18 protein-coding genes and 1 tRNA gene are annotated in these 21,197 nt (G+C 67.4%); 7 read left to right on the forward strand and 12 right to left on the reverse strand.

Annotated features, from left to right (window positions below; translation table 11 throughout):
- Positions 1 to 11 precede the first annotated feature (11 nt).
- The gene (locus ABD260_RS22995; RefSeq protein WP_344236168.1) at positions 12 to 2,399 is read left to right on the forward strand and encodes a glycosyl hydrolase; all 2,388 of its coding nucleotides are present in this window, start codon (positions 12 to 14) and stop codon (positions 2,397 to 2,399) included.
- On the opposite strand, the gene ABD260_RS23000 is transcribed toward ABD260_RS22995, so the two are convergent.
- Positions 2,390 to 3,721 carry a M20/M25/M40 family metallo-hydrolase gene (locus ABD260_RS23000; protein WP_344236170.1) on the reverse strand — a complete coding sequence of 444 codons (1,332 nt, stop codon included), beginning with the start codon at positions 3,719 to 3,721 and terminating at the stop codon, positions 2,390 to 2,392. The two genes, ABD260_RS22995 and ABD260_RS23000, sit on opposite strands and share 10 nt — an antisense overlap.
- Positions 3,722 to 4,064: 343 nt before the next feature.
- Here ABD260_RS23000 and ABD260_RS23005 point away from each other — a divergent pair.
- Positions 4,065 to 4,153, forward strand: a tRNA-Leu gene (locus ABD260_RS23005).
- Positions 4,154 to 4,281: 128 nt separating this feature from the next.
- Here ABD260_RS23005 and ABD260_RS23010 read toward each other — a convergent pair.
- The 9 genes from ABD260_RS23010 to ABD260_RS23050 form a co-directional block, all read right to left on the reverse strand.
- Positions 4,282 to 5,577, reverse strand: a complete 1,296-nt coding sequence (locus tag ABD260_RS23010; RefSeq protein ID WP_344236172.1) for an NAD(P)/FAD-dependent oxidoreductase — start codon at positions 5,575 to 5,577, stop codon at positions 4,282 to 4,284.
- Positions 5,578 to 5,608: 31 nt separating this feature from the next.
- On the reverse strand, positions 5,609 to 6,988 hold the full coding sequence (locus ABD260_RS23015) for an FAD-binding oxidoreductase (protein WP_344236174.1): 1,380 nt from the start codon (positions 6,986 to 6,988) through the stop codon (positions 5,609 to 5,611).
- A gap of 70 nt (positions 6,989 to 7,058) precedes the next feature.
- The gene (locus ABD260_RS23020) at positions 7,059 to 7,976 is read right to left on the reverse strand and encodes an alpha/beta hydrolase (RefSeq protein WP_344236176.1); all 918 of its coding nucleotides are present in this window, start codon (positions 7,974 to 7,976) and stop codon (positions 7,059 to 7,061) included.
- A 32-nt stretch (positions 7,977 to 8,008) separates the two neighbouring features.
- Entirely contained in the window at positions 8,009 to 9,250 is a 1,242-nt protein-coding gene (locus ABD260_RS23025) for a metal-dependent hydrolase family protein (RefSeq protein ID WP_344236178.1), read from the reverse strand.
- Positions 9,247 to 10,587, reverse strand: a complete 1,341-nt coding sequence (locus tag ABD260_RS23030) for an MFS transporter (RefSeq protein WP_344236180.1) — start codon at positions 10,585 to 10,587, stop codon at positions 9,247 to 9,249. Before ABD260_RS23030 ends, ABD260_RS23025 begins: the two co-directional genes overlap by 4 nt.
- A gap of 205 nt (positions 10,588 to 10,792) precedes the next feature.
- Positions 10,793 to 12,025 (reverse strand): PucR family transcriptional regulator, encoded by a 1,233-nt coding sequence (locus ABD260_RS23035; protein WP_344236182.1) that lies wholly within the window; start codon positions 12,023 to 12,025, stop codon positions 10,793 to 10,795.
- Positions 12,026 to 12,091: 66 nt separating this feature from the next.
- Positions 12,092 to 12,241 carry a hypothetical protein gene (locus ABD260_RS23040; RefSeq protein WP_344236184.1) on the reverse strand — a complete coding sequence of 50 codons (150 nt, stop codon included), beginning with the start codon at positions 12,239 to 12,241 and terminating at the stop codon, positions 12,092 to 12,094.
- 119 nt (positions 12,242 to 12,360) lie between these two features.
- The gene (locus tag ABD260_RS23045) at positions 12,361 to 12,582 is read right to left on the reverse strand and encodes a hypothetical protein (protein WP_344236186.1); all 222 of its coding nucleotides are present in this window, start codon (positions 12,580 to 12,582) and stop codon (positions 12,361 to 12,363) included.
- Positions 12,583 to 12,678: 96 nt separating this feature from the next.
- Complete coding sequence (locus ABD260_RS23050) at positions 12,679 to 13,209, reverse strand: GNAT family N-acetyltransferase (RefSeq protein ID WP_344236188.1); 531 nt, start codon at positions 13,207 to 13,209, stop codon at positions 12,679 to 12,681.
- A 182-nt stretch (positions 13,210 to 13,391) separates the two neighbouring features.
- Between ABD260_RS23050 and ABD260_RS23055 the strand changes: the two genes are divergently transcribed.
- Positions 13,392 to 14,219 carry an SAM-dependent methyltransferase gene (locus ABD260_RS23055; protein WP_344236190.1) on the forward strand — a complete coding sequence of 276 codons (828 nt, stop codon included), beginning with the start codon at positions 13,392 to 13,394 and terminating at the stop codon, positions 14,217 to 14,219.
- Between the two features lie 245 nt (positions 14,220 to 14,464).
- On the opposite strand, the gene ABD260_RS23060 is transcribed toward ABD260_RS23055, so the two are convergent.
- On the reverse strand, positions 14,465 to 16,156 hold the full coding sequence (locus ABD260_RS23060; RefSeq protein ID WP_344236192.1) for an MFS transporter: 1,692 nt from the start codon (positions 16,154 to 16,156) through the stop codon (positions 14,465 to 14,467).
- A 102-nt stretch (positions 16,157 to 16,258) separates the two neighbouring features.
- Here ABD260_RS23060 and ABD260_RS23065 point away from each other — a divergent pair, with 102 nt between their 5' ends.
- Complete coding sequence (locus ABD260_RS23065) at positions 16,259 to 16,948, forward strand: TetR/AcrR family transcriptional regulator (RefSeq protein ID WP_344236194.1); 690 nt, start codon at positions 16,259 to 16,261, stop codon at positions 16,946 to 16,948.
- 24 nt (positions 16,949 to 16,972) lie between these two features.
- Here ABD260_RS23065 and ABD260_RS23070 read toward each other — a convergent pair whose 3' ends face one another.
- Complete coding sequence (locus tag ABD260_RS23070; protein WP_344236196.1) at positions 16,973 to 17,614, reverse strand: NUDIX hydrolase; 642 nt, start codon at positions 17,612 to 17,614, stop codon at positions 16,973 to 16,975.
- A 132-nt stretch (positions 17,615 to 17,746) separates the two neighbouring features.
- Between ABD260_RS23070 and nadC the strand changes: the two genes are divergently transcribed.
- The 3 genes from nadC to nadB all read left to right on the forward strand — a co-directional run bounded on the left by nadC (position 17,747) and on the right by nadB (position 21,171).
- Positions 17,747 to 18,613 carry a carboxylating nicotinate-nucleotide diphosphorylase gene (nadC, locus tag ABD260_RS23075; protein WP_344236198.1) on the forward strand — a complete coding sequence of 289 codons (867 nt, stop codon included), beginning with the start codon at positions 17,747 to 17,749 and terminating at the stop codon, positions 18,611 to 18,613.
- A gap of 75 nt (positions 18,614 to 18,688) precedes the next feature.
- On the forward strand, positions 18,689 to 19,657 hold the full coding sequence (gene nadA / locus ABD260_RS23080; RefSeq protein ID WP_344236200.1) for a quinolinate synthase NadA: 969 nt from the start codon (positions 18,689 to 18,691) through the stop codon (positions 19,655 to 19,657).
- Positions 19,654 to 21,171 (forward strand): L-aspartate oxidase, encoded by a 1,518-nt coding sequence (gene nadB / locus ABD260_RS23085; protein WP_344236202.1) that lies wholly within the window; start codon positions 19,654 to 19,656, stop codon positions 21,169 to 21,171. The genes nadA and nadB overlap by 4 nt, the downstream gene beginning before the upstream one ends.
- The last annotated feature ends 26 nt before the right edge of the window (positions 21,172 to 21,197 follow it).

The raw sequence follows: 21,197 nt of genomic DNA on the forward strand, positions 1-21,197 counted from the left end.
GGGTGAAGTGCATGGCGACCGTCGACGACGTGCGACGACAGTTCCGGAACCCGCCGCCCGAGGCGCGGCCGATGATGCGCTGGTGGTGGTTCGGTCCCTCGATCGAACCCGCTGAGCTGGACCGCGAGCTGCACGCGATGGCGGCGGCCGGGCTCGGCGGCGTCGAGGTCGCCTTCGTGTACCCGATGGGTCCGGTGACCGCGCCGTTCGGTTCGCCGGAGCTGCTTGAACTGGTCAGGCACGCGGCGCGTACGGCGCAGTCGCTGGGGCTGCGGTTCGACGTGACGCTGGGCAGCGGCTGGTCGTACGGCGGCGGGCACATAGGGCCGGAGCACGCGGCCCGGCGCCTGCATTGGGATCGGCGGGAGATCGGCGGCCGCGCGTACGACGTACCGATCGTGCCTGGTTGGCCGGGTGACGAGTTCATCGCGGCGTACGTCGGCGATGGTACTTCGTACGTTGAGGTGCCATTCAACGATGGGGCGATCCACGTACCCGCGGGCGGGCAGCCGCGTGAGGTACTGATCGCGACCTCCCGGCTGACCGGGCAGAACGTCAAGCGCGCCGCCGCCGGGGCGGAGGGGCCGACGCTCGATCACTACTCGGCTGCGGCGGCCGAGGAGCACATCCGCTGCGTGGCGGAGCCGCTCGTACGCGCCGCGACGCCGGAGCTGCTCGGCTCGGTCTTCTGCGACAGCCTCGAGGCGTACGACGCCGATTGGACGCCGGCGATCTTCGAGGAGTTCGCACGCCGACGCGGGTACGAACTGCGACCGCGCTTGTACGAACTGCTTTCGGATACGCCATTGCGGGTCGACTTCCGGCGGACGTTGTCGGAGTTGTACGAGGACAACTTCGTCAAGGTGTTCCAGCGGTGGGCGGCCGGGCACGGCGTACCGTTCCGCATCCAGAGCTACGGCGAACCGCCAGCGACGATGAGCAGCTACCGCTTCGCCGATCTGTTCGAGGGCGAGGGGTGGGGGTGGAAGGGCATCCCGGAGACGCGGTGGGCGTCGTCGGCGGCTGGCATCTACGGGCGATCGGTGGTGTCGGCGGAGGTGTGGACGTGGGTGCATTCACCGTCGTTCCGCGCTACGCCGCTGGATCTGCAGGGTGAGGCGCACGAGCATTTCTTGTCCGGAGTCAATCAGCTGATCGGCCATGGTTGGCCGTACTCGCCGTCTGACCGTCCTGGGCTTGGATGGATCTTCTACGCCGCCGGGGCGTTGGACGACCGCAACCCGTGGTGGCCGGTCGCGGCCGATCTGTTCGCCTCATTGCACCGAATCTCATGGTTACTCCAACAGGGCACACCGGTCCGCCCTGTGAAGATCTACGTCCCGCCCTTGGGCGACTTGAATCTGTACCGGGCCGTGCGGCGGTCGATCCCGGAGAGCGTGCCGCGAACGATCCGCGAGGCCGGGTTGGACTTCGACCTGGTGGACGACGACGCGATCACGGTCCTCGATCCCACGGAGATTGCGCTCATCGTCGTACCCGAGGGGGCCGGCGCCACTCTGCCGCCGGAGACTTCCCGCTGGTTGGATGCTGTTCGCGCTGCCGGTGGCACCGTCGTCACCGACGCCGCGACCCTCGCCGAGAAGTTGCCCCCAGCACCAATCACCCCACCCCCGGACGTCGGCCTCGCCCACCGCCGCCTCGACGACGGCGACGTCTATTTCATCGCCAACACCGGTGCCTCAGTCCAGACCCTGACTTTGCCCCAACCGATGGAACAGTGGACCACTCACGCGGCTGAGCCCACCACCAGCCAGTACGCCACTCTGCACCCCTATGAGGCAGCCGTGCTGTTCCCGACCGCCGCGCAGGACCGAGAGCTCGCACCTCGGGCCGACCCTCTGACCAGTGCACCTGTCCCCGGCCCGTGGTTCGTTGACTTCGGCAACGGTCCGCGACCCGTCGACCTCCCCCACCGCTGGGAGAACGAGCAGGAGGCGTACTCGGGCTCAGCCGCTTATACGACCGACCTGCACCTCCACGACCGCACTGCCCGCCTGTTCCTCGACTTCGGCCCAGGCGAACCCGTTGCCCCCGGCACCGAGTCCTACCTCCCACCGAACTCGTACCGCGCCTTGATCACCCCACCCATCGGAGTAGCCGCCGAGATCTGGCTCAACGACGTCCGCTGCGGCTCGATCTGGGCACCACCGTTCCGCGTGGACATCACGGCCGCCGCCAAACCGGGCATCAACGCGCTGCGCATCGTCGTACACAACACCGCCGCCAACGCACTCTCCGCCGACCAGCACCTGATCGACACCGCGGCGGCCGTAACGAATGAGTTCGGCCACCGCTTCGACCTCCAGCACATCGAGCATGCCGCCGACTACGTCAACTCCGGCCTACTCGCCGTACCGTCCGTGATCCGTCAGGCCTGATCGAGGAACCGATCAAGGACCCGCGACCCGAACTCCAGCGCCGACGTCGGCACCCGCTCGTCGATGCCGTGGAACATGCCCATGAAGTCCAGATCCGGCGGCAACTGCAAGGGCACGAACCCGAAGCACCGTACGCCCAGCCGGCTCCACGACTTGGCATCCGTACCGCCCGACATCAGCAGCGGCGCGAACCGGCTCTGCGGGTCCTCGGCCTGCACGCACGCCTTCATCGCGTCGACCAGACCACCGCTGAACTCGGTCTCCAGCGCAATGTCCGTCACCACCGTCTCGCGCTGCACCTTGTCGCCGATCAGCTCGTCGATGGTCGCGTAGAACTCGTCCTCGTACCCGGGCAGGAACCGCCCGTCGACGTGCGCCTCGGCGTCACCCGGGATCACGTTGACCTTGTAGCCGGCGTTGAGCATCGTCGGGTTCGCGGTGTTGCGGATCGTCGCGCCGAACATCCGGCTGAAGCTGCCGAGTTTCGCCAGCGTCGTGGTCATGTCATCCGGGTCCAGCTCGGTACCGAGTACGTCCTCGAGCGTCTTCAGGAACTCACGGACGGTCGGCGTGACCCGCAACGGCCACTCGTGCGACCCGATCCGCGTCACCGCCTCGACCAGGTTCGTGACCGCGTTGTCCGTGTTCACCATCGAGCCGTGCCCGGCCGTACCGCGGGCCTTGAGGCGCATCCAGTTCATGCCCTTTTCGGCGGTCTCGATCAGGTACAGGCGGAGGTCGTCCTTGACGGTGATCGAGAACCCGCCGACCTCACCGATCCCTTCGGTGCAGTCCGCGACGGTCTCCGGGTGATTGTTGATCAGCCACTGCGCTCCGTACACGCCGCCGGCCTCTTCATCAGCCGTGAACACCAGCCGCACCGGCCGCCGCGGCTTCACGCCCGCCCGCTGCCGCGCCCGCACCACCGACAGCACCATCGCGTCGAAGTCCTTCATGTCGACCGCGCCGCGCCCCCACACGCACCCGTCGAAGATCTCGCCCGCGAACGGGTCGACCTTCCAGTCCTTCGGATCCGCCGGTACGACATCGAGATGCCCGTGCACGAGCAGCGGGTCCGCGCTCTGGTCCTCCCCCTCCCAGTGCGCCACCAACGTCGCCCGCCCCGGCTCCGACTCGTAGATCGTCGACTCGATCCCAACCTCATCCAGCTTCGCGGCAACGTACTCCGCCGCCCCCCGCTCGCCGTTGCTCTTCCCATTCCCGTAGTTCGTCGTATCAATCCGAATCAACTCACTACAAAGCTCCACCACCTCACCGTCAGCGGCGTACGACAAACGATCCCCGGCGGCAGAAGTAGTCATGCCCCAATCCTGCCCCAGCACCTAACCCCAAGCACTCCCCAACCCATCCCCCACCGCCACCCACACTGTGATCCACCCCACGCCCGCAAGCCGGCAGCTCGACAGTACGTACACGCCCACTACAGCCAACCCGACACCCAGCCACGCCTGAACTCCCCCACCACCAGCCCCCACCTCCTGTCGACCTGCCGACCCCGCACCCACACCCCTTCCACCCGCTCACCCTCCGCAACCACCACCTTTTCCAACCCCCTCCCCCCGCCCTCCCTCCCCGATGTGAATTCCACCCCTGAAGTTTGCTACTGTTCTCCGGTCGGCACCGCACCAGCGGCGCAGACCACTCGTCCGGGTGGCGGAATAGGCAGACGCGCTAGCTTGAGGTGCTAGTGCCCGTTTTAGGGCGTGGGGGTTCAAGTCCCCCCTCGGACACCAGCTTTGAGCAGGTTGTTTGTCGGCTGGTGGGTATACGGATCGACCCGTGTACCCACCGTCTCCAGTAGGCCCGTGCGGGTCTCATGCGGATGCCCCGGCTGTGACCGCGTTGTCACTTCGTCGGGTTTTCAGCCGAGGACGGTTCCCGACGACGCGGTGTTGGTTTGGCGGCGGCGTGAGAAGGCTGCGAGGTTGATGATGTGGCCGGTGTGGGGTGCTGTGTACGTCAAGGGGTGTGCGTCGTGGTCGGCGCCGTTTGTGACGCCGTCGATGATGGTGGTCATCAGGGAGCCGATGAGTGGGGCGTTCTTGAACTGGTTGCCGCTGGTGCCCATGGCGACGTAGTACCCGGGCAGCTCGGTTCGGTCATAGATGGGCGTCCAGTCGTCGGCTACGTCGTACACGCCTGCGATTCCACGTGGACGATTGGGAACGGCGAGATCGGGGAGACGGCGTGCCCCCCGCAGCACCTGTGCTTCGAAGCGCTGCGTCGTGGGGTGCGGGTTCGCGGCGTCGGGATCGTCGATCCACTCCAAGGGGTCGCAGGCGGGTTCGGTTCCGCCGATGAGCATGTTGCCGCTCGACTCTTCGCGGAGATAGGTGCCGAGGTCGGCATCGGCGATGATCGGGAAGCCGGTGGGCAGCGACGGCGGTGCGGCGACGTGGTGGACCTCCTGCCGTACCGGTCTGACCTTGACGGTGAAGTCCGACCCGATCCCCGCGAGCCTGTTCAGTCCGGTGGACCAAGGCCCGGCAGCGTTGACGACGATGGCGCCTTCGAGGACGTCGCCGTCGTGCAGAGTCACCGTCCACGACTGCTGTCGTTGCTCGACGGCGGTGACGGCCTTGTTGTAGCGGAACGTCGCACCGATGTGCGCCGCGGCAGCAGCGAGGTTCGCCGCAGCGCGCTGGGGATCGTCGACGTACCCCGCGTCAGGCGTGTAGATGGCGCCGAGTACGCCCTTGGGGGCCTCAAAGAACTCGTCGGAGGTGACGGGCTTCGGCGGGAAGTAGCGACCCGTGTCGAGATGGGGGAATGCCTTTGCGAGCTCGGCAGGTCCCCATTCTTCGAACGGGATCCCCGCCTCGAGGAACATCCTCGCCAACCGCTCGCGAGGCATGATGTCGACGTCGAGGAACGCCAGACCGCAGCGCTTGAACGAGGCCAGTCCCGTCGCGTCGGCGTAGCCGAGGTGGTCGGCCCAGGCCTCCCACCGGAACTTCGACTCCCACGCGGCGGCCATGCCGTCCCAGGTCGAGTAGTTGAACCGGACGATGGCGCTCGACGCGCTCGTGGAGCCGAAGCCAGGTCCACCTGCCTTGTCGACGACGAGCACGGAGTACCCGGCTCGGGTCAGTTCCAGCGCGGTGGACGCGCCCACCACACCCGCCCCGACGATGATGGCGTCGGCGGTCGTGCTCATGTGGTACCTCCGAGGTCTGTGTTCCGGCGGCTCATTCGTTGTCCACGGCAATGACCTTGCCGGGGTTGAGGATGCCGTGCGGGTCCAGGGCGGCCTTCACCGCGCGATGGAGCTCCAAGACCTCCGCGGGCAGTTCCTTGGCGAGTCCGTCCATCTTGAGCAGGCCGACTCCGTGCTCCCCCGTGACCGTGCCGCCCAGTGCGATTGCCTCGTCGATGATCTCCCGGAACGCTCTCTGCGCACGTTCTCTGGCCTCGTGGTCTCCACGCGGCGTGATCAGCAGGGGATGCAGGTTGCCGTCCCCGGCGTGGGCGATGTTGGCGATCAGGGTCTCGTGCTTCGTTCCGATCGTCTCGATCCGGGCGAGCATCTCCGGAACCGCCGCCTTGGGCACGCAGACGTCCTCGGTGAGCACGGGCCCCAGACGCTCAAGGGCCGGGTACGCCAGGCGCCGCGCTTCGAACAGCGCATCCGCCTCGGTCTGATCGGTCGAACGAGCCGCCCAGGTCGCACCGGCTCGCTCGAAGCAGTCGCGGATCGCGTCTGCCTCCTCCTCCCCCGCCGGGCCAGGGGCGTCGCACCGCGCCAGCAGGATGACATCGGCCTCGACGGCCAGATCCATCTTCTTCCACTGGTCGACGGCCTCGAGGCAGTGCCGGTCGATGAGCTCCAGGGCGGACGGAACTATGCCCGCCGCGCCCACGGCGGTGACGGCGCGCCCGGCGTCCACGAGCGATGAGAAGTAGCCGGCCACCGTGTGCTCGGGCGACCGCTGAGGGCGCAGCCTGAGCGTGACCTCGGTGATGATGCCCAAGGTCCCCTCGGAGCCGACGAGCAGTCCGGCGAGACCGTACCCTGCGACACTCTTCGCCGTACGCCGACCGAGCCGGACCAGCTCGCCGGTACCGGTGACGACCTGCAGTCCGAGTACGTAGTCCGCAGTGACGCCGTACTTCACGCAACAGATGCCGCCCGCGTTCGTCGCGACGTTGCCGCCGATCGTCGACCACGGCGCCGAGGCGGGGTCGGGCGGGTACCAGAGCCCGTGCTCGGCACACGCGTTCCGCAGGTGATCGTTGACGACACCCGCCTGCACCACGGCCAGCCGCTCCACGGGGTTGATCTCCGTGATCGCCGTCATCGCCTCGGTGGACAGGACGACACACCCGTCGACGGCGTTCGCTCCGCCGGACAGGCCGGTGCCGGCGCCGCGGGGTACGACAGGCACCTCGTACTCGATGCAGGCGCGCACCACTTGCTGGACCTCCTCGGCGGTGCGCGGCCGGACAAGGACGAGCGGCGTCCCGTACGCAGCCCACTCGGCCTCGTCGTGGGCATAGCTCGCCGTCACCGCGGGATCGAGCTGAATGCGATCAGCGGGGATCAGCTCCCGGAGGCGTTCGATCAGCATCCGGCGCCTCCGCATCGCGTCGCTGCCGCGCCGTTGTGCTCTGCCGCCGCGCCGCGTCGCCTGCGACAACTCATGCAGGACTCGACCAGCAGGTGCGCATGAAGCTGAGGAACGAAGGCTGGAGGCCGGTGAGGTGGGTTTCGCCCAGCACCTGCGTAGTCAGCGTGAGTCCCGACTCGGCCGAGCGCAGGGATTCGACAAGGAGGGTGTACCCGCGTCCGATCAGTCGGTAGATGGGCAGCTCACCCGTCATCTCAGGCCCGTTGATCGTGAGATGGAGTCGCTTGCCGGTGAGATCGAGAGGCTTTCCGGCGAGTACGAGCGCCTTGCTCTCCAGCGAGGCAACGCCCGGGCTGCCTGCTCCGTAGGCGGTGAACAGGGAACACCCCGTGAGCAGGGCGTACAAGGTGAAGAGGCCACCGTAGGAATAGCCGAACAGCCCGTGGCCCTCGGGAGCAACCCGGTAGCGACGGCTGATCTCCGGGTGGAGCTCATCCGTGATGAACGAGAGGAACGCGTCGGCTCGGGTGTTGGCCAGGTCCTCCAGATAGGCCTCGGCATCCGACCGGGTCATCAGCCCTTTCTCCACCGCCAGCTCCAGCGAGGACCGCATCGCCGGCGGAACAGGCTCGCCCGGCGGTACGAGATCACGGTTGCGTACCCGGGTCCAGTCTCGGGCGTCGTCGCCGGCATAGCCGATGGTCACCTGCAGGTAGGGAGCGATCGGAAGCGCCAGATCGCCCTGCATCGCCGCCAGCGGCGCCGTCTGGCCGACGCTGAAGTTGCCGTCGGTCACGTAGAGGACCGGATAGGCCGACTGCTCGTCCTGCGCGTACCTCGGAGAGGTCGTCACCCAGATCGCGAACCGGGCACCGACTGACGTCGACTCCAGCTCGAAGTACTCCGTGGCGCCGAGCACCTGGTCAGCGGACATCGCGGAGACGGCCACACTCCCCTGCTGATCGCCGGTCTTGGCTTCCTCAGTCATGCGTTTCTCCTCGGTCGTTCCTGTTGAGCGTCTTAGTCGAGCCGGTTCTTGACGACTTCTCCGCCGCGCATGATGAGATCCAGGTTCCGGCCCTCCGCCGCGAGGAGGCCGATGTCCTGGAGCGGGTCACCGTCGACGACGATCAGGTCTGCGTACGCCTCCGGTGTGACCCGGCCCAGCTTGCCCGGCTGCATCAGGATCTCCGCGCCGACCGAGGTGGCCTGACGCAGCAGCTCGAGCGGCGTGAAGACCTCGCGGCGGAGCTCGAACTCCCGCGTCTGCTGGGTGTAGAAGCCGGCCAGCAGGTCCGTGCCGTAGGCGATCTTGACGCCCGCGCTCCGCATCACCTCCAGCCCGGCCATGGAGTTCTCATAGACCGTACGCAGACCGTCCATGCGGTCCGGTGGCAAGCCCATCTCCAAGCCCTGCTCGACGAGCGAGAAGAGGCAGGCCATGGTCGGTACGACGTACGCGCCACGCTCCGCGACGAAGGCCGCTGTCTCGGCGTCGATGAGTGCCGCATGTTCGACGCAGCGCACTCCGAACTCGACCGACCGGCGCGTCGACTCGCTCGTCAGGCAGTGCGCGGCCACGTAGGTACGCCGCTCGGCACATTCCTGGACGATCGCGCGAATCTCGTCCTCGCGAAACTGGTTCATCCAGATCGGATCGCTCGGTGACATCACGCCGCCCGAGGCGACGATCTTGATGCAGTGCGCACCGCGGCGCAACTCCTCGCGCGTCGCCTTGATGCACTCGTCGACTCCGTCCGCGATCACGCCGGCCCAGTTCATCGAGGCGCACGAGCAGTATCCGTGCGTGTGGTGCTTCTCGTTGGGCGTGCGGTAGTCGACGTGGCCGCCGGTCATCGACAGGATCTTGCCCGCGTAGAAGAACCGCGGCGCCCTGATCAGTCCGTCGGCGATGGCCGCGGCCAGCGGATAGTCGCCACCGCCGATGTCGCGCACGGTCGTGAACCCGCTGTCGAGGGCATGGCCGAGCTTCTTGATCGCGTACGCGGTGCGGTAGGGCGCATCACGATCGTTGAGCACCCGGGGATCGAGATCGGAGAAGTACGAGTGGGTGTGCATGTCGATCAGGCCCGGCATCAGGGTCTTGCCGCCGACGTCGATCCGGTGTGCCTCGTCCGCCCGGACCGGACGATCGGACACCTCGCGGATCTTGCCGTCGGCAACCAGCACCGACATCCCCTCGGGACATTCCTCGGCTACGCCGTCGAAGACTCGGGCGTTCTCCAGGACGATCTGCGTCATCTTCGCGTTTCCTCCACCACTGGGATCGATACGTGACCAGTCTCCGGTTCGCGGTACCACCTCAGCACAACGGTGAGCGCCACGACCGCCATCGATGCGACGAAGACCGGGAAGGCCAGGCGGGAGCCCGTGACATCGGCGAGCCAGACGGCGACGAACGGCATGAAGCCGCCGACGATGACCGTGAGGTTGTAGGCCGCGGCACCCGCCGTGACGCGGACCTTGGCCGGGAAGAGCTCCACCACGTTGATGACGGCCGGAGTGATGAACACCGACAGCGGGATGACGAAGATCAGTGCCCCCACCAGCCCGAGGGCGAAGGTGCCTGTCGATCCCAGCAAGAAGGTCGGCACGACGCCCACCGCCATGGCCGTGGCACCACCGATCAGGATCGGCTTCCTTCCGACTCGGTCCGCCAGGCCGCCCGAGAGAAGGATGCCCGCGATGATCGCCAGACCGGCGATGGTGTTGATCGCCAACGCTGCTTCCTTCGACAAGCCGTTGGCCAGCATGTACGCGAGGTACGCGGCGACACTGGTGTAGACGGCGATCGAGTAGAACGTGCCGAAACCCAGGTACAGGAGGATGGCGCGGCCGTTCTGTCGCATCGCGCGCCAGAAGCCCTCCGGACTCGGTTCGGCCATCGGGGTGTCTCGCTGCGCGTGCATTTGCTGGAACGCGGGCGTCTCCTGGAGGGAGCGCCTGATGTAGGCCCCGACGAAGCCGAGGGGCAGAGCGGTGGCGAAGACCAAGCGCCAGCCCCACGACTGCATCGCATCGGCCGGCAGCGCGACGGTGAGCACGGTCCCCAATGTCGACCCCAGAACCATGGCACAGAACGTGCTCACACCCAGGAAGCTGACCACCCTGGCGCGACGATGCACTGGCGCGTGCTCGTAGAGGAACGCGGCAGCGCCGGCCAGTTCGCCGCCTGCCGCGATGCCCTGTGCGATGCGAGCGCAGATCAGGAGCACCGGTGCGGCGATCCCGATGGTGGCGTACGACGGAATCATCGCGATGGAGAACGTCGCGACCGACATCAGCGTGATCGTGACGTACAGAATGTGGCGCCGGCCGTAGCGATCACCGAGGCGCGCCAGCAGGACGCCGCCGATCGGACGTACGAGGAACGCGATTCCGTACGCTGCCCAGGTGTTCAGCATGGCCGCCGTTGGGTCGTCGGCAGGGAACATCGCGACCGAGATGAAGGCGGCGACGACGCCGTACACGGCGAACTCGTACCACTCGACGAAGTTCCCGATCGACGCCGCGACAATCGTCCGGCTCAGGCTCGGTTCTGCCGCACCTTGGCGCGGACCTGCGTTCTCAACGCTCACGAAGCTTCCCTCCGCTACGCCACCGGTTCCTGTTCGATGCCTTGATCGACACAGCATTGCCCATGCCGGCGGGGCGGGGCTGTGGTCAGGTGTCGTGAGTTCTCCCGGATCAGAACGACAAATGTCGCGAACCCTGCCGATCGCGCTGACAACGGGCCCGAGCCGGTGGCGTCACGGTTGCTGCTGACGTCGGCGGGGGTGGCTGTCAGCTGTGGCCGTGCGGGTTGACGCGGAAGGCGATCGCGAGGGCGCGGAGCTTGAGGCCGAGATGGAGAGCGAGGCGGTCGTCGCCGTCCTGGAGGTTGCGGCCGGTGACCTGTTCGATGCGCCTGAGGCGCTGGTACAAGGTCGCGCGATGGATGCGCAGGGCGTCGGCGGCATGCTGGGCGCTGCCGCCGTGGTCGAAGAAGGTAGTGAGGGTGGCTATCAGGACTCCGCGCGCGTCGGCGTCCTCGAGTGCGGCCAGGTCTGGAGTCCGGGAGGCTTCGGCCAGATCGTCCGGGGCGAGGGTGACCAGAAGCTCGTACGGGCCGAGCTCGCCCCAGCGCGCGATGTTGCCGACGCCAGGGACGAGCACAGCCGTCCGTGCGGCTCGTACCGCTTTACGATAGGAGTCGGCTACTTCGTCGAGCCGCTCGACTGTCGGCCCGAGGCCGAAGACGAGTGCCGCCCTGCTGTGCGTGAGGTGTTTGAACCGGATCGTGATCCGGTTGGCGATCGTGTCGACGAGATCGCGCGTGGGTGGGCACCGTTGGGCGAGGAGCAGCCAGGCTCGGGACCGGTGGGTGGCGAGCAATGCGACGTCCTCGACGACCGCACGGCAGCCTTCTTCGACCGCGGCCTCCAACTCGACTCCCCATTCGGCGTGTGCTTCAGCGCCGGATTCGCATTGCACGGCCAGCACCGTGAGGTGCAGGGGGCTCTCCGGAAACAGGTCCTCGGTACGCAGGTCATCGATCGCCTGCGACCGGATCATCAGGTCGGGCGAGACCAGGTCCCGCAGGATGGCTTCGTGGCGGGCCTGAGAGCGTTGCCGCACCAGCAGACGCCGGTACAGGACGGTGCCGGCCCAATCGGCAGCCTCGCGCGCCGCGGCCACCTCGGCATCCCCGAGAGTTCCGACGCGGTCGAGCAGCCACAGGTAGCCGAGGAGTTGCCCTTGGCAGCGAATGGGTGTGCACAGCCTCGGCGACGCGTCCGGGAGCCCCAAGTCGAGCCTGCCCGGCTTGGTCCATTGCGAGACACCGTGGGCGCGGATCATTTCAACCACCTCGGGCGGAACCGTCCGATTGAGCACCGACCCGATCCGCAGCCGATCCTCGTCACCGAAGTGCCTGCTCGCCGCCAGCAGCCGGATACCGGGATCATCGATCGCCACCGACCGCTCCAGCCGCTCAGCGAGCCCGTCCACAATGGCCTGCAACTCATCCTCAGCCATGGACACACTCCATTCCCGGTGTACCGAACCCACCCATACTAGGCGCCACACCTACACCTGAGACGGTCACTCGACCGGACGCACAGACCGCAGGTCCGCCCTGAACACCGGAAACATGTCCTCGTCCACCTGCTCGAACGCGTCCACGGCCGCGCGGACCAGCACCTGGCGACTCGCTCTCTCTTGGCCGCCTTCGGCGGCGGACTCGCTTTGCACCGACAACGACTCCAGAGCGGCACCAAGTACCGGACGAGCTGCCGAGCTCGCTCGCGGTCAGATCAACTTTCGTGCGTCGCGGCGCTGCCTCAGACAGACATCTACAACGCGCAGCCCCGTCAAGCTGGCCGCGTTGGGCGGAGCATGGCGGTGAGGACCGGACCGTCCACGTGCACTCCATTCTTGAGCCGCTGCTTCCCGATGTTCCGCACGGACAGGTCCGCCTGACAGACCTGCTGACCGCTAGAGGACACCGACGGCGCATCGGCCGGAATCGATCCGGACACCGACGATGCCACAGACCCATACCGCTTGATGCCGCAGCGAAATCTGTGGATCATCACCTGCACCTCGACTTCACGGCGGGTAAGGGTGTCTCCGCACGCTGGTCTAGGTTCTCGGGGGTTGGACAGGGTCGCGGTCCAGGCGGCCGAGGTTCAGGAGGTCGTCTGGCGTTCCCAGTTCGCCATGGTGATCTTGAACTGTCTGTAGAAGGTTGTGGCACCGAGGAACTGTTCCTCGTGTCCTCGGCCGGTTTCCGTCATGCCGAGGGCCGTCAGGATGCGAATCGACGCCTGATTTGCATCTACTGCTTCTGCCCAGATCTCACGGAGGCCTAGTTCCTGGAATCCGTACTCGAGGCCAAGCCCCGCGGCGGTCCGTCCGAGGCCATGGCCCCAACGGGCGGATGGGCCGATCGTGTAGCCCAGTTCGCGTCGATCAGGTTCCTCGCCGGCTAGATCCACATAGCCGACCACTTCTTCTCCTGAGACTGCCGCCAGGCGAACCGGGTTCGGGTTCGGCCGTTCGATGAGTGCGCGCCAATGAGCCTCGTGCGCCGGCTCAGGCAGGTCTACGGTCCAGCCTGCATGCTCGCAGAAGACTCGGTCGCGCCCCCAGGACACGTAGGTCCGCAGATCTGACATCTCGACCGGCCGGAGGAACATCGACGATGAAAAGGAGTGCACGTGAGCAGCTTAGGCATTTATGTCAGGACCTGGGAGGCTCAAACTTCCTTTATCGGTTGAGGAATCAGGTACTTTGGCGAAGCTCTGGTCTCGGTTGCGACTGGCCGTTCCCGGGTGCTGATTGGCTTCTGGCTGCCCTAGGATGGCTAGGGATTCCTTTCCCGACATGAAGGCTACGTCAAATGGCCCCATCAGAAGATCCGGATTACGATCCGGGTTTCGACACCTCGCAGCCGACCATCGCCCGCGTTTACGACGCTCTACTTGGTGGTAAGGACAACTTCGCGGCCGACCGCGAAGGTGCTGCGCTGTACTTGAAGTACGTGCCGGACGCCGGGCGCTGTGCGATCGACAACCGTGCGGCCCTGGTCAGAGGGGTTCATTACCTCGTACGGGCGGCGGGGATCGACCAGTTCCTTGACATCGGCAGTGGCCTGCCGACGCAGAAGAACACCCATCAGGCGGCGCAGGAGATCAACCCTGCCGCCAAGGTCGCGTACGTCGACAACGACCCGATCGTGCTCGCGCACGGCCGCGCGCTGCTGGCGACCAACAACAGCACGATCGTTGTCACCGCCGACCTGCGTGAGCCGCAGTCGATCCTCGACAACGAGGAGATCAAGAACCACCTGGACTTCTCACGTCCGATCGCGCTGATGGTCGTCGGCATTCACATGCACTTCCACGACGACGAGAAGCCCGACGAGTGGGTGCGTACGATCGTGGACGCGCTCGCCCCGGGCAGCTACCTGTTCATCACCGACTTCGTCGACACCGGCGAGCCGCTCCAGAAGGCGATCGAACGGGCCGGCCTCGAGAGCCTCGGCAACGGCTGGATCCGGACCCCGGAGCGCATCACGCAGCACTTCCTCGGGATGCCGCTGGTCGCGCCCGGCCTGGACTTCCTGGCTCGCTGGTTCCCGGAGGAGCCGGACGCCGACGTCCCGGCCGCGGAAGACCTCGAGGCGTACCAGCGGATCCTGATGGCAGGCCTCGCGAAAAAGCCCTGACCGGCACCCGGCGCGCAGTCCCACGGGCTGCGCGCCATTGCCTGACCGTCACCACGCAGCCGTCCTTTCGGGCCGGCTGTTTTTGGCGCCGCGGGCGCCGCAATGCTTGATTCCGCTGTTGCAGGCGATTCCCGGGTACCGGATCGTCGGCGTCCTTGACCAGCCGGCCGCGCTGAGGCGGGGAACGTGCGCTGGGTACGCGTTGCAGGCAGCGCTACCCAGGCGATCGGGTAGCGCCGGGGTGGTCAGGCGAAGTAGATCTCGGTTTGGGTGATTTGGCCGGCGTGGGTACGGAGGACGCCGTAGCCGGTGGCGACGGTGGTGGTTGGGTCGGTGAGGGTCCAGCTGTACAGGGTGGTGTCGTGGTGGCTGTGAATCACCTTGTCGAGTTGGAGGCGCAGGGTGCCGAGCTTTGCGCGGGACTGGGCGATCGCAGTGATCGCGGCATCGCGGCCGTCGGCGGTCCAGTCGGGGTCGACCACGCGGACCTCCTTGTCGAGCAGGTTTTGCAGGCGGGTGGAGCGGCTGTTGTCGTCGGCGTCGTTCCAGGCGGCGAAGTACTCGGCGACCAGGTCGGGCATGAGATTTCCTTTCGGTGCAAGGGACTTGGTGAGGAGGACGGCAGCGACGCCGACCGCGGCCGCGGCCAGCATTGCCGTTCTGAGGCCTGCGAGAAGGTTCGCTGGGGCGCTGGCGATCACGACCAGTACGGCGAGGCCGAGCGCGCCGCCGATCTGCTGCGCGGTCGTGGCCAACGCGGACGCGGCGCCTTGTTCGCCGGGCTGTACGCCACTCGCGGCGGTGGCGAACATCGCGGGGAAAGTGATCCCGCCGCCGATGCCCCAGACCACGAGGCCGGGAAGGACTGTCCAGATCGAGCCGTTGCTCAGCATGCCGAGCGCGAGCAGGCCGAGGCCGAGTCCGTTGATCACCAACCCGATGACCAGGGTGCGAGCGAATCCCCACCGAGCAATGAGCGGGGCGGTCGCCCGCAGCGAGGCCGTGGCCGAAACGATCGTCAGCGGCAGGAACGCCAGCCCGGCGGCCAGTGGGCTGTAGCCGATCACGTTCTGCAGGTACGAGGTGAAGAGGTAGTACGCCCCGCCGAGTGCGGTCTGGAAGAGCAGGATCACCAACATCGTACGAACCAGACTGCGTGACTTCAGCAAGCGCAGCGGGACGAGCGGTGTGGTGGTGCGCGCTTCGACGTATCTGAAGAGCCCGAGCAGTACGGCGCCGGCAGCCAGCGCACCGGCTCCACGGAGCGAGAGCCAGCCGGACTGCGGCCCGTTCACCAGTCCGAGTACGAGCAACGACGAACCGGCCGTGACCAGCACCGCGCCGAGCAGGTCGAATCCTTCGCGGGGCGCCGTACGGCGCTGGGCCGGGATCAACCGCAGCGTCGCGAGTGCGACGACCAGACCGATCGGGACCATTACGAAGAACACCGACCGCCAGCCCCAGGCATCGGTGAGCACTCCGCCGAGCAGCGCGCCGGCGGCGAGTCCGGCACTGCCGGCGCTGCCCCACACGGCGAGCGCTTTGTTGCGCGTGGCCCCTTCCTCGAAGGTCGTGCTGATCAGCGAGAGCGAGGCCGGGCTCAGCAGCGCGGCACCGAGACCTTGGACCGCGCGGGCGGCAACCAGTACGCCGTCGTTCGTGGCCAGGGCCGCGCCCAGTGACGCGAGGCCGAACAGGGCCAGACCGAGCGCGAACATCCGGCGGGCGCCGAGCAGATCGGCCGCCCGGCCCCCGAAGAGCAGGAACCCACCGAAGCCGACGGCGTACGCCGTCACCACCCACTGCAGGTTCTGTGGTCCGAAGGCGAGGGCGCGCCCGATCTCCGGCAGTGCGACGTAGACGATGTTGTAGTCGAGCGCGACCAGGAACTGACCGAGCGCGAGCACGATCAGCTGGAGCGCGGGAGATTTCCTCACGAGGTTTCCTCAGCAAGCGAGAGTGATACACACCGACCAAACATTGAACGGTGTGTAGTAATTGCACAGAGCATAAGACCTGATCGGTGTAGAGTGTCAACCGTGACCGAGGTGACGACCAGGCGGGCGCGGCTGCGTGCGCAGACCGCCGCCGAGATCAAAGAGGTCGCGCTCCGGGCGCTCACCGAGCACGGCGCGGCCGGGATCTCGCTGCGGGCGATCGCCCGCGACATGGGCATGACCGCGGGCGCCATCTACAGCTACTTCGACACCCGGGATGCACTGATCACCGCGTTGGTGGCCGACATCCACAACTCACTCGCGGACGCGGAGCTCGCCGCGTACACGGCGGCCCGGGCCGGCGATCCGGCGGCGCAGTTGCGCGCGGTCGCGACGGCGTACCGGGAGTGGGCGGTGGCGAACGTCGCCGAGTTCCAGCTGATCTACGGCGACCCGATTCCCGGGTATCAGATGCCGGCCGACGGCCCCGCCCGCGAAGCCGCGCACCGGGCGTGCGTGTTGCTCACCGGCATCGTCGCGCTTGGCTGGAAGCCGGGCGCTCGCGCGGACGCGCTGACGTGGGCCGATTTGGATCCCGTACTCGTCACCGAGGTACGAGCGGCGTACCCGAGCCTCCCTCCAGCCGGCCTCGCCCTTTCGATTCGGCTGTGGGCGCGTATCCACGGCCTGGTGACCCTGGAGATCTACGGCCATCTCACCAACCTGACGCCGCGCCCCGACGTGGTCTTCGCCGCCGACCTCGACGCGCTGCTCGAGGACCTCGGCTGGTAGGCCGCGCCACGGCAGGACGGTCAGTCAGCGGGGTGGGCGGAGGACTGCGAAGGGGTCGGTGACGGTTAGTTCGCGGGCTGCGAATTTGTAGACGGTTGCGGGGCGGCCGCCGCTTTGGCCGGGGGTGGCTCGGCGTTCGGTGGGGTCGATGACGTGGCGGCGGGTCAGGACGCGGGTGAGATTGGTGGCGCCGAGCTCGTAGCCGAGGGCAGCGCCGAACAGGTCACGGAGCTCCGCGATGGTGAACTCCAGCGGTGCCAGCGCGAAACCGATGTTCGTGTACGACAGTTTCGCGCGCAACCGGGCGACCGCCGCCTCGATGAAGTAGTGGTGATCGAACGCGGTCGGCGGCAACTCGTCGACGGAATGCCACTGCGTGTCGGAGGGAAGCTTCGGCTCCACGTCGGACGGAACAAGGCCCAGATAGGCCGTCGCCAGTACGCGGGCCCGCGGATCACGATCGATCGCGCTGTGCGTGGCCAGCTGTTCGAGATGCGCGACGTCGCGTACGTCGACCTTCGTCGCGAGGTGCCCGGTGATCGCGTCCCGGAGCCGCTCGGCCGGCTCCACCCCGCCGCCGGGAAGCGCCCAGCGGCCGCGGTACGGGCTGCGCGCACGTTTCCACAGCAGCACGCACAGCCTGTCGTCGCGAACGGACAGGACCACGGCGAGTACCTCGTGGGGGTAACTCGGGAAGTTAACCGGATCACCTTTCTTGGCTGTGGGCACGAGCCCGATGGTAGCGTGCAGTTAGTTATCGCCTCTGAAGCGAAAACATACCGGAGAGCAGGCCAGCAGATGCAACTGACAACGGAGACGATCCGGACCGCGGTGGCGGCCGCACTGATCGAGGACCAGGCGACCGACGACGTCACGACCCGGTGGAGCGTCCCGGAAGCGCTGGAGGTCGAGGCGACGATGATCGCCAAGCAGCCCGGTCGCGTGGCCGGCCTGACAGTCGTGCAGGAGGTGTACGCCGCCGTCGATCCAACCGTGAAGGTACGGACGGCCGTTGCCGACGGTGATCCGGTCGTCGCAGGGCAGCCGCTGGCGTGGATCAGCGGCGCGGCGCGGTCGATCATCACCGGCGAGCGGGTGGCGCTGAACTTCGTACAACGGATGTCGGGTATCGCAACCCTCACGTCGGCGTACGTGGCCGCGATCGGAGCACGCCCCGTCGCGCTCCTCGACACGCGCAAGACAGCACCTTGCCTCCGGGCGATGGACAAGTACGCCGTGAGTTGCGGCGGCGGTACGAACCACCGGCTCGACCTGTCCGCGATGGTGCTGCTCAAGGAGAACCACCTTGCCGCGGCCGGCGGCGTACTTCCGGCCGTTCGGCACGTTCGGGAGGGCATGTCCGCGGACGGCAAGCCGAGGGCGATCGAGGTCGAAGTCACCACTGCCGATGAGGCCCGCGAAGCGCTCGACTGTGAGGTCGAGTGGCTCTTGCTGGACAACATGACGGTCGAGCAGCTGGCTCAGATCGTCGAACGGCGCAACGCCTCCGGATCCACCGCCAAACTCGAGGCCTCCGGCAACGTCACCCTGGACACCATCGCGGAGGTCGCCGCCACCGGCGTGGATGCCATTTCGGTCGGCGCCTTGACCCACTCCCCTGCCGCACTCGACATCAGTCTGCTGGTGGCCCGCAACGACGGCTGATCGACGGATCGTCACGGCATCATCATGCCCAGTTATCGCTTCTCAAGCGAAAACCCCCTGAAAGTAGGACCTGTTGTGACCACGGCAATCAGCTGGCAGGAAGAAATACGGCGCCTCGCCCAGGAGCGCGACGCGGTGATCCTCGCCCACAACTACCAGGAACCGGCGATCCAGGACGTGGCGGACCACGTCGGTGACTCACTCGCCCTGTCGCGCATCGCGGCCAGCACCGACGCGTCCACAATCGTGTTCTGCGGCGTGCACTTCATGGCCGAAACCGCCAAACTTCTCAGCCCGGACAAGACCGTACTGATCCCGACGGCTCAAGCGGGCTGCTCGCTGGCCGACACCATTGACGCCGACCAACTCCGGGCCTGGAAGGCTGAACACCCCGACGCCGTTGTCGTTGCCTATGTCAACACCAGCGCGGCGGTGAAGGCCGAGGCGGACGTCTGCTGTACGTCGTCCAACGCGGTGGAGGTGGTGAACTCGATTCCGGCGGATCGGCCGATCCTGTTCCTGCCCGATCAGTTCCTCGGAGCACACGTCCGGCGGCAGACCGGCCGGGACAACATCGAGGTCTGGATGGGTGAATGCCATGTGCATGCCGGCATCAGCGCGGCCGACCTGCGCGCGCAGGTTGCCGCCGATCCGGAGGCCGAGGTGCTCGTCCACCCCGAGTGCGGCTGCGCGTCGTCGGCGATCTGGCTCGCCGGCGTCGGTGATCTGCCGTCCGAGCGGACGCACATCCTCTCCACCGCCGGCATGCTCGACACCGCTCGCGGCCTGACGGCGAAAACGGCGCTGGTCGCGACGGAGATCGGCATGCTCCATCAGCTTCGCAAGGTCAACCAGCGGACGACGTTCCTGCCGGTCAACCCGAAGGCCTCGTGCCGCTTCATGAAGATGATCACCCCGGAGTTGCTGGTGCGGTGCCTACGGCAGGGACGCGACGAGATCCAACTGCCGCCCGAGGTCGTCGAGCGGGCCCGGCGTTCGGTCGAGCGGATGGTTGCCATCGGCAAGCCCGCGGGTGCCCGATGACACCCGTCCCCGACGTCACTGACGTTGTCGTCGTCGGCTCGGGTGTGGCGGGCCTGTCCACCGCACTCGGTCTCGCGGCGACCCGCGACGTAGTCCTGATCGGCGCCGGCGACGGCAGCACGCCCTGGGCCCAGGGCGGCGTCTCGGCAGCGTACGGCGACGACGATCCGCTGGACCACGCGCACGACACCCAGGTCGCGGGCGCGGGCTTCTGCGATCCGCGCAACGTCCGCGCGCTGGTCGAGGAAGGACCGCAGCGTCTTGCCGAACTCATCGCGCACGGGGCTCGCTTCGACCGCAACGGCGACGGCTCGCTGTCGCGGACGTTGGAGGGTGGCCACAGCCGGCCGCGGATCGTACACGCCGGCGGTGACGCGACCGGCGCGGAAGTTCATCGCGCCCTCCTGACCGCCGTGCAGCGAACCAGCGTGCACATGATGACCGGGCGTACGGTCGGGCTGCTGCAGTCGGAATCGGGAAGCGTCGTCGGGGTACTCGTCGAGACGGGCGCCGAGGTCGTACGGATCGAGGCGCGTGCCGTCGTACTGGCCACCGGCGGTATCGGCAACGCCTACCTGGCGAGCACCAATCCGTCGACCGTGCGCGGCGACGGCATCGCCTTGGCGCTGCGAGCCGGTGCGTCGCTGGTCGACATGGAGTTCGTCCAGTTCCACCCGACCGCGCTGCACACCGGTGAGACCGCCGGTCAGTTGCCGCTGGTCACCGAGGCCGTGCGAGGTGAAGGCGCCGTACTGCGTGACGTCGACGGTCGCCGGATCATGGCCGGACGTCATCCACGCGCCGACCTGGCACCGCGGGACGTCGTCGCGCGCGCGATCGAGGCGACGATGCGCCGCGACGGCTCCGACCATGTCTGGCTGGACGCGACAGCTGTCGCACCGGACGTGCTCCGGAAACGGTTCCCGACCGTACTGGCCTCGTGCGCACGCATTGGCGTCGACCTGTTGTCCGAGCAGATCCCGGTCGCGCCGGCCGAACACTTCCTGTGCGGTGGCGTCCGTACCGATCGGAACGGCGCAACCGATGTCCCTGGTCTGTACGCAGTCGGCGAGGTCGCGGCGACCGGCGTCCACGGGGCCAACCGGCTCGCCTCGAACAGTTTGCTGGAAGGGCTCGTCTTCGGGCGGCGCGTCGCGACGGCGCTGACTCTCGATCTCCCGGCGAAGGACCTCGGCCACGTCCGTGAGCTGATGCTCGGAGACGATCGTCAACCGGAGCGGATTCGGACGATCCTCAGCAAGTACGCCGGTATCCGTCGCGACGGCGCCGGTCTGAACGCCGCGGCGGACGAGCTGGACAGTGTGGGGACCGGACCGCTCGCGACGGTTGCGCGGGCTGTCGTTGTGGCGGCGACTGCACGACAGGACAGTCGTGGTTGCCATTGGCGTTCCGACTATCCACAGGCCGACGAACGGTGGGACCGGCACACCGTCGTACGCCTCGACCAAGACGACCGCCCGACCACGCGCCAAGTCCAGACTGACCTTGTCTGACGTGCCGGATCGTTTGAGTTGTCCGG

This window comes from Kribbella hippodromi (assembly GCF_039531045.1).
Lineage (GTDB): Bacteria > Actinomycetota > Actinomycetes > Propionibacteriales > Kribbellaceae > Kribbella > Kribbella hippodromi.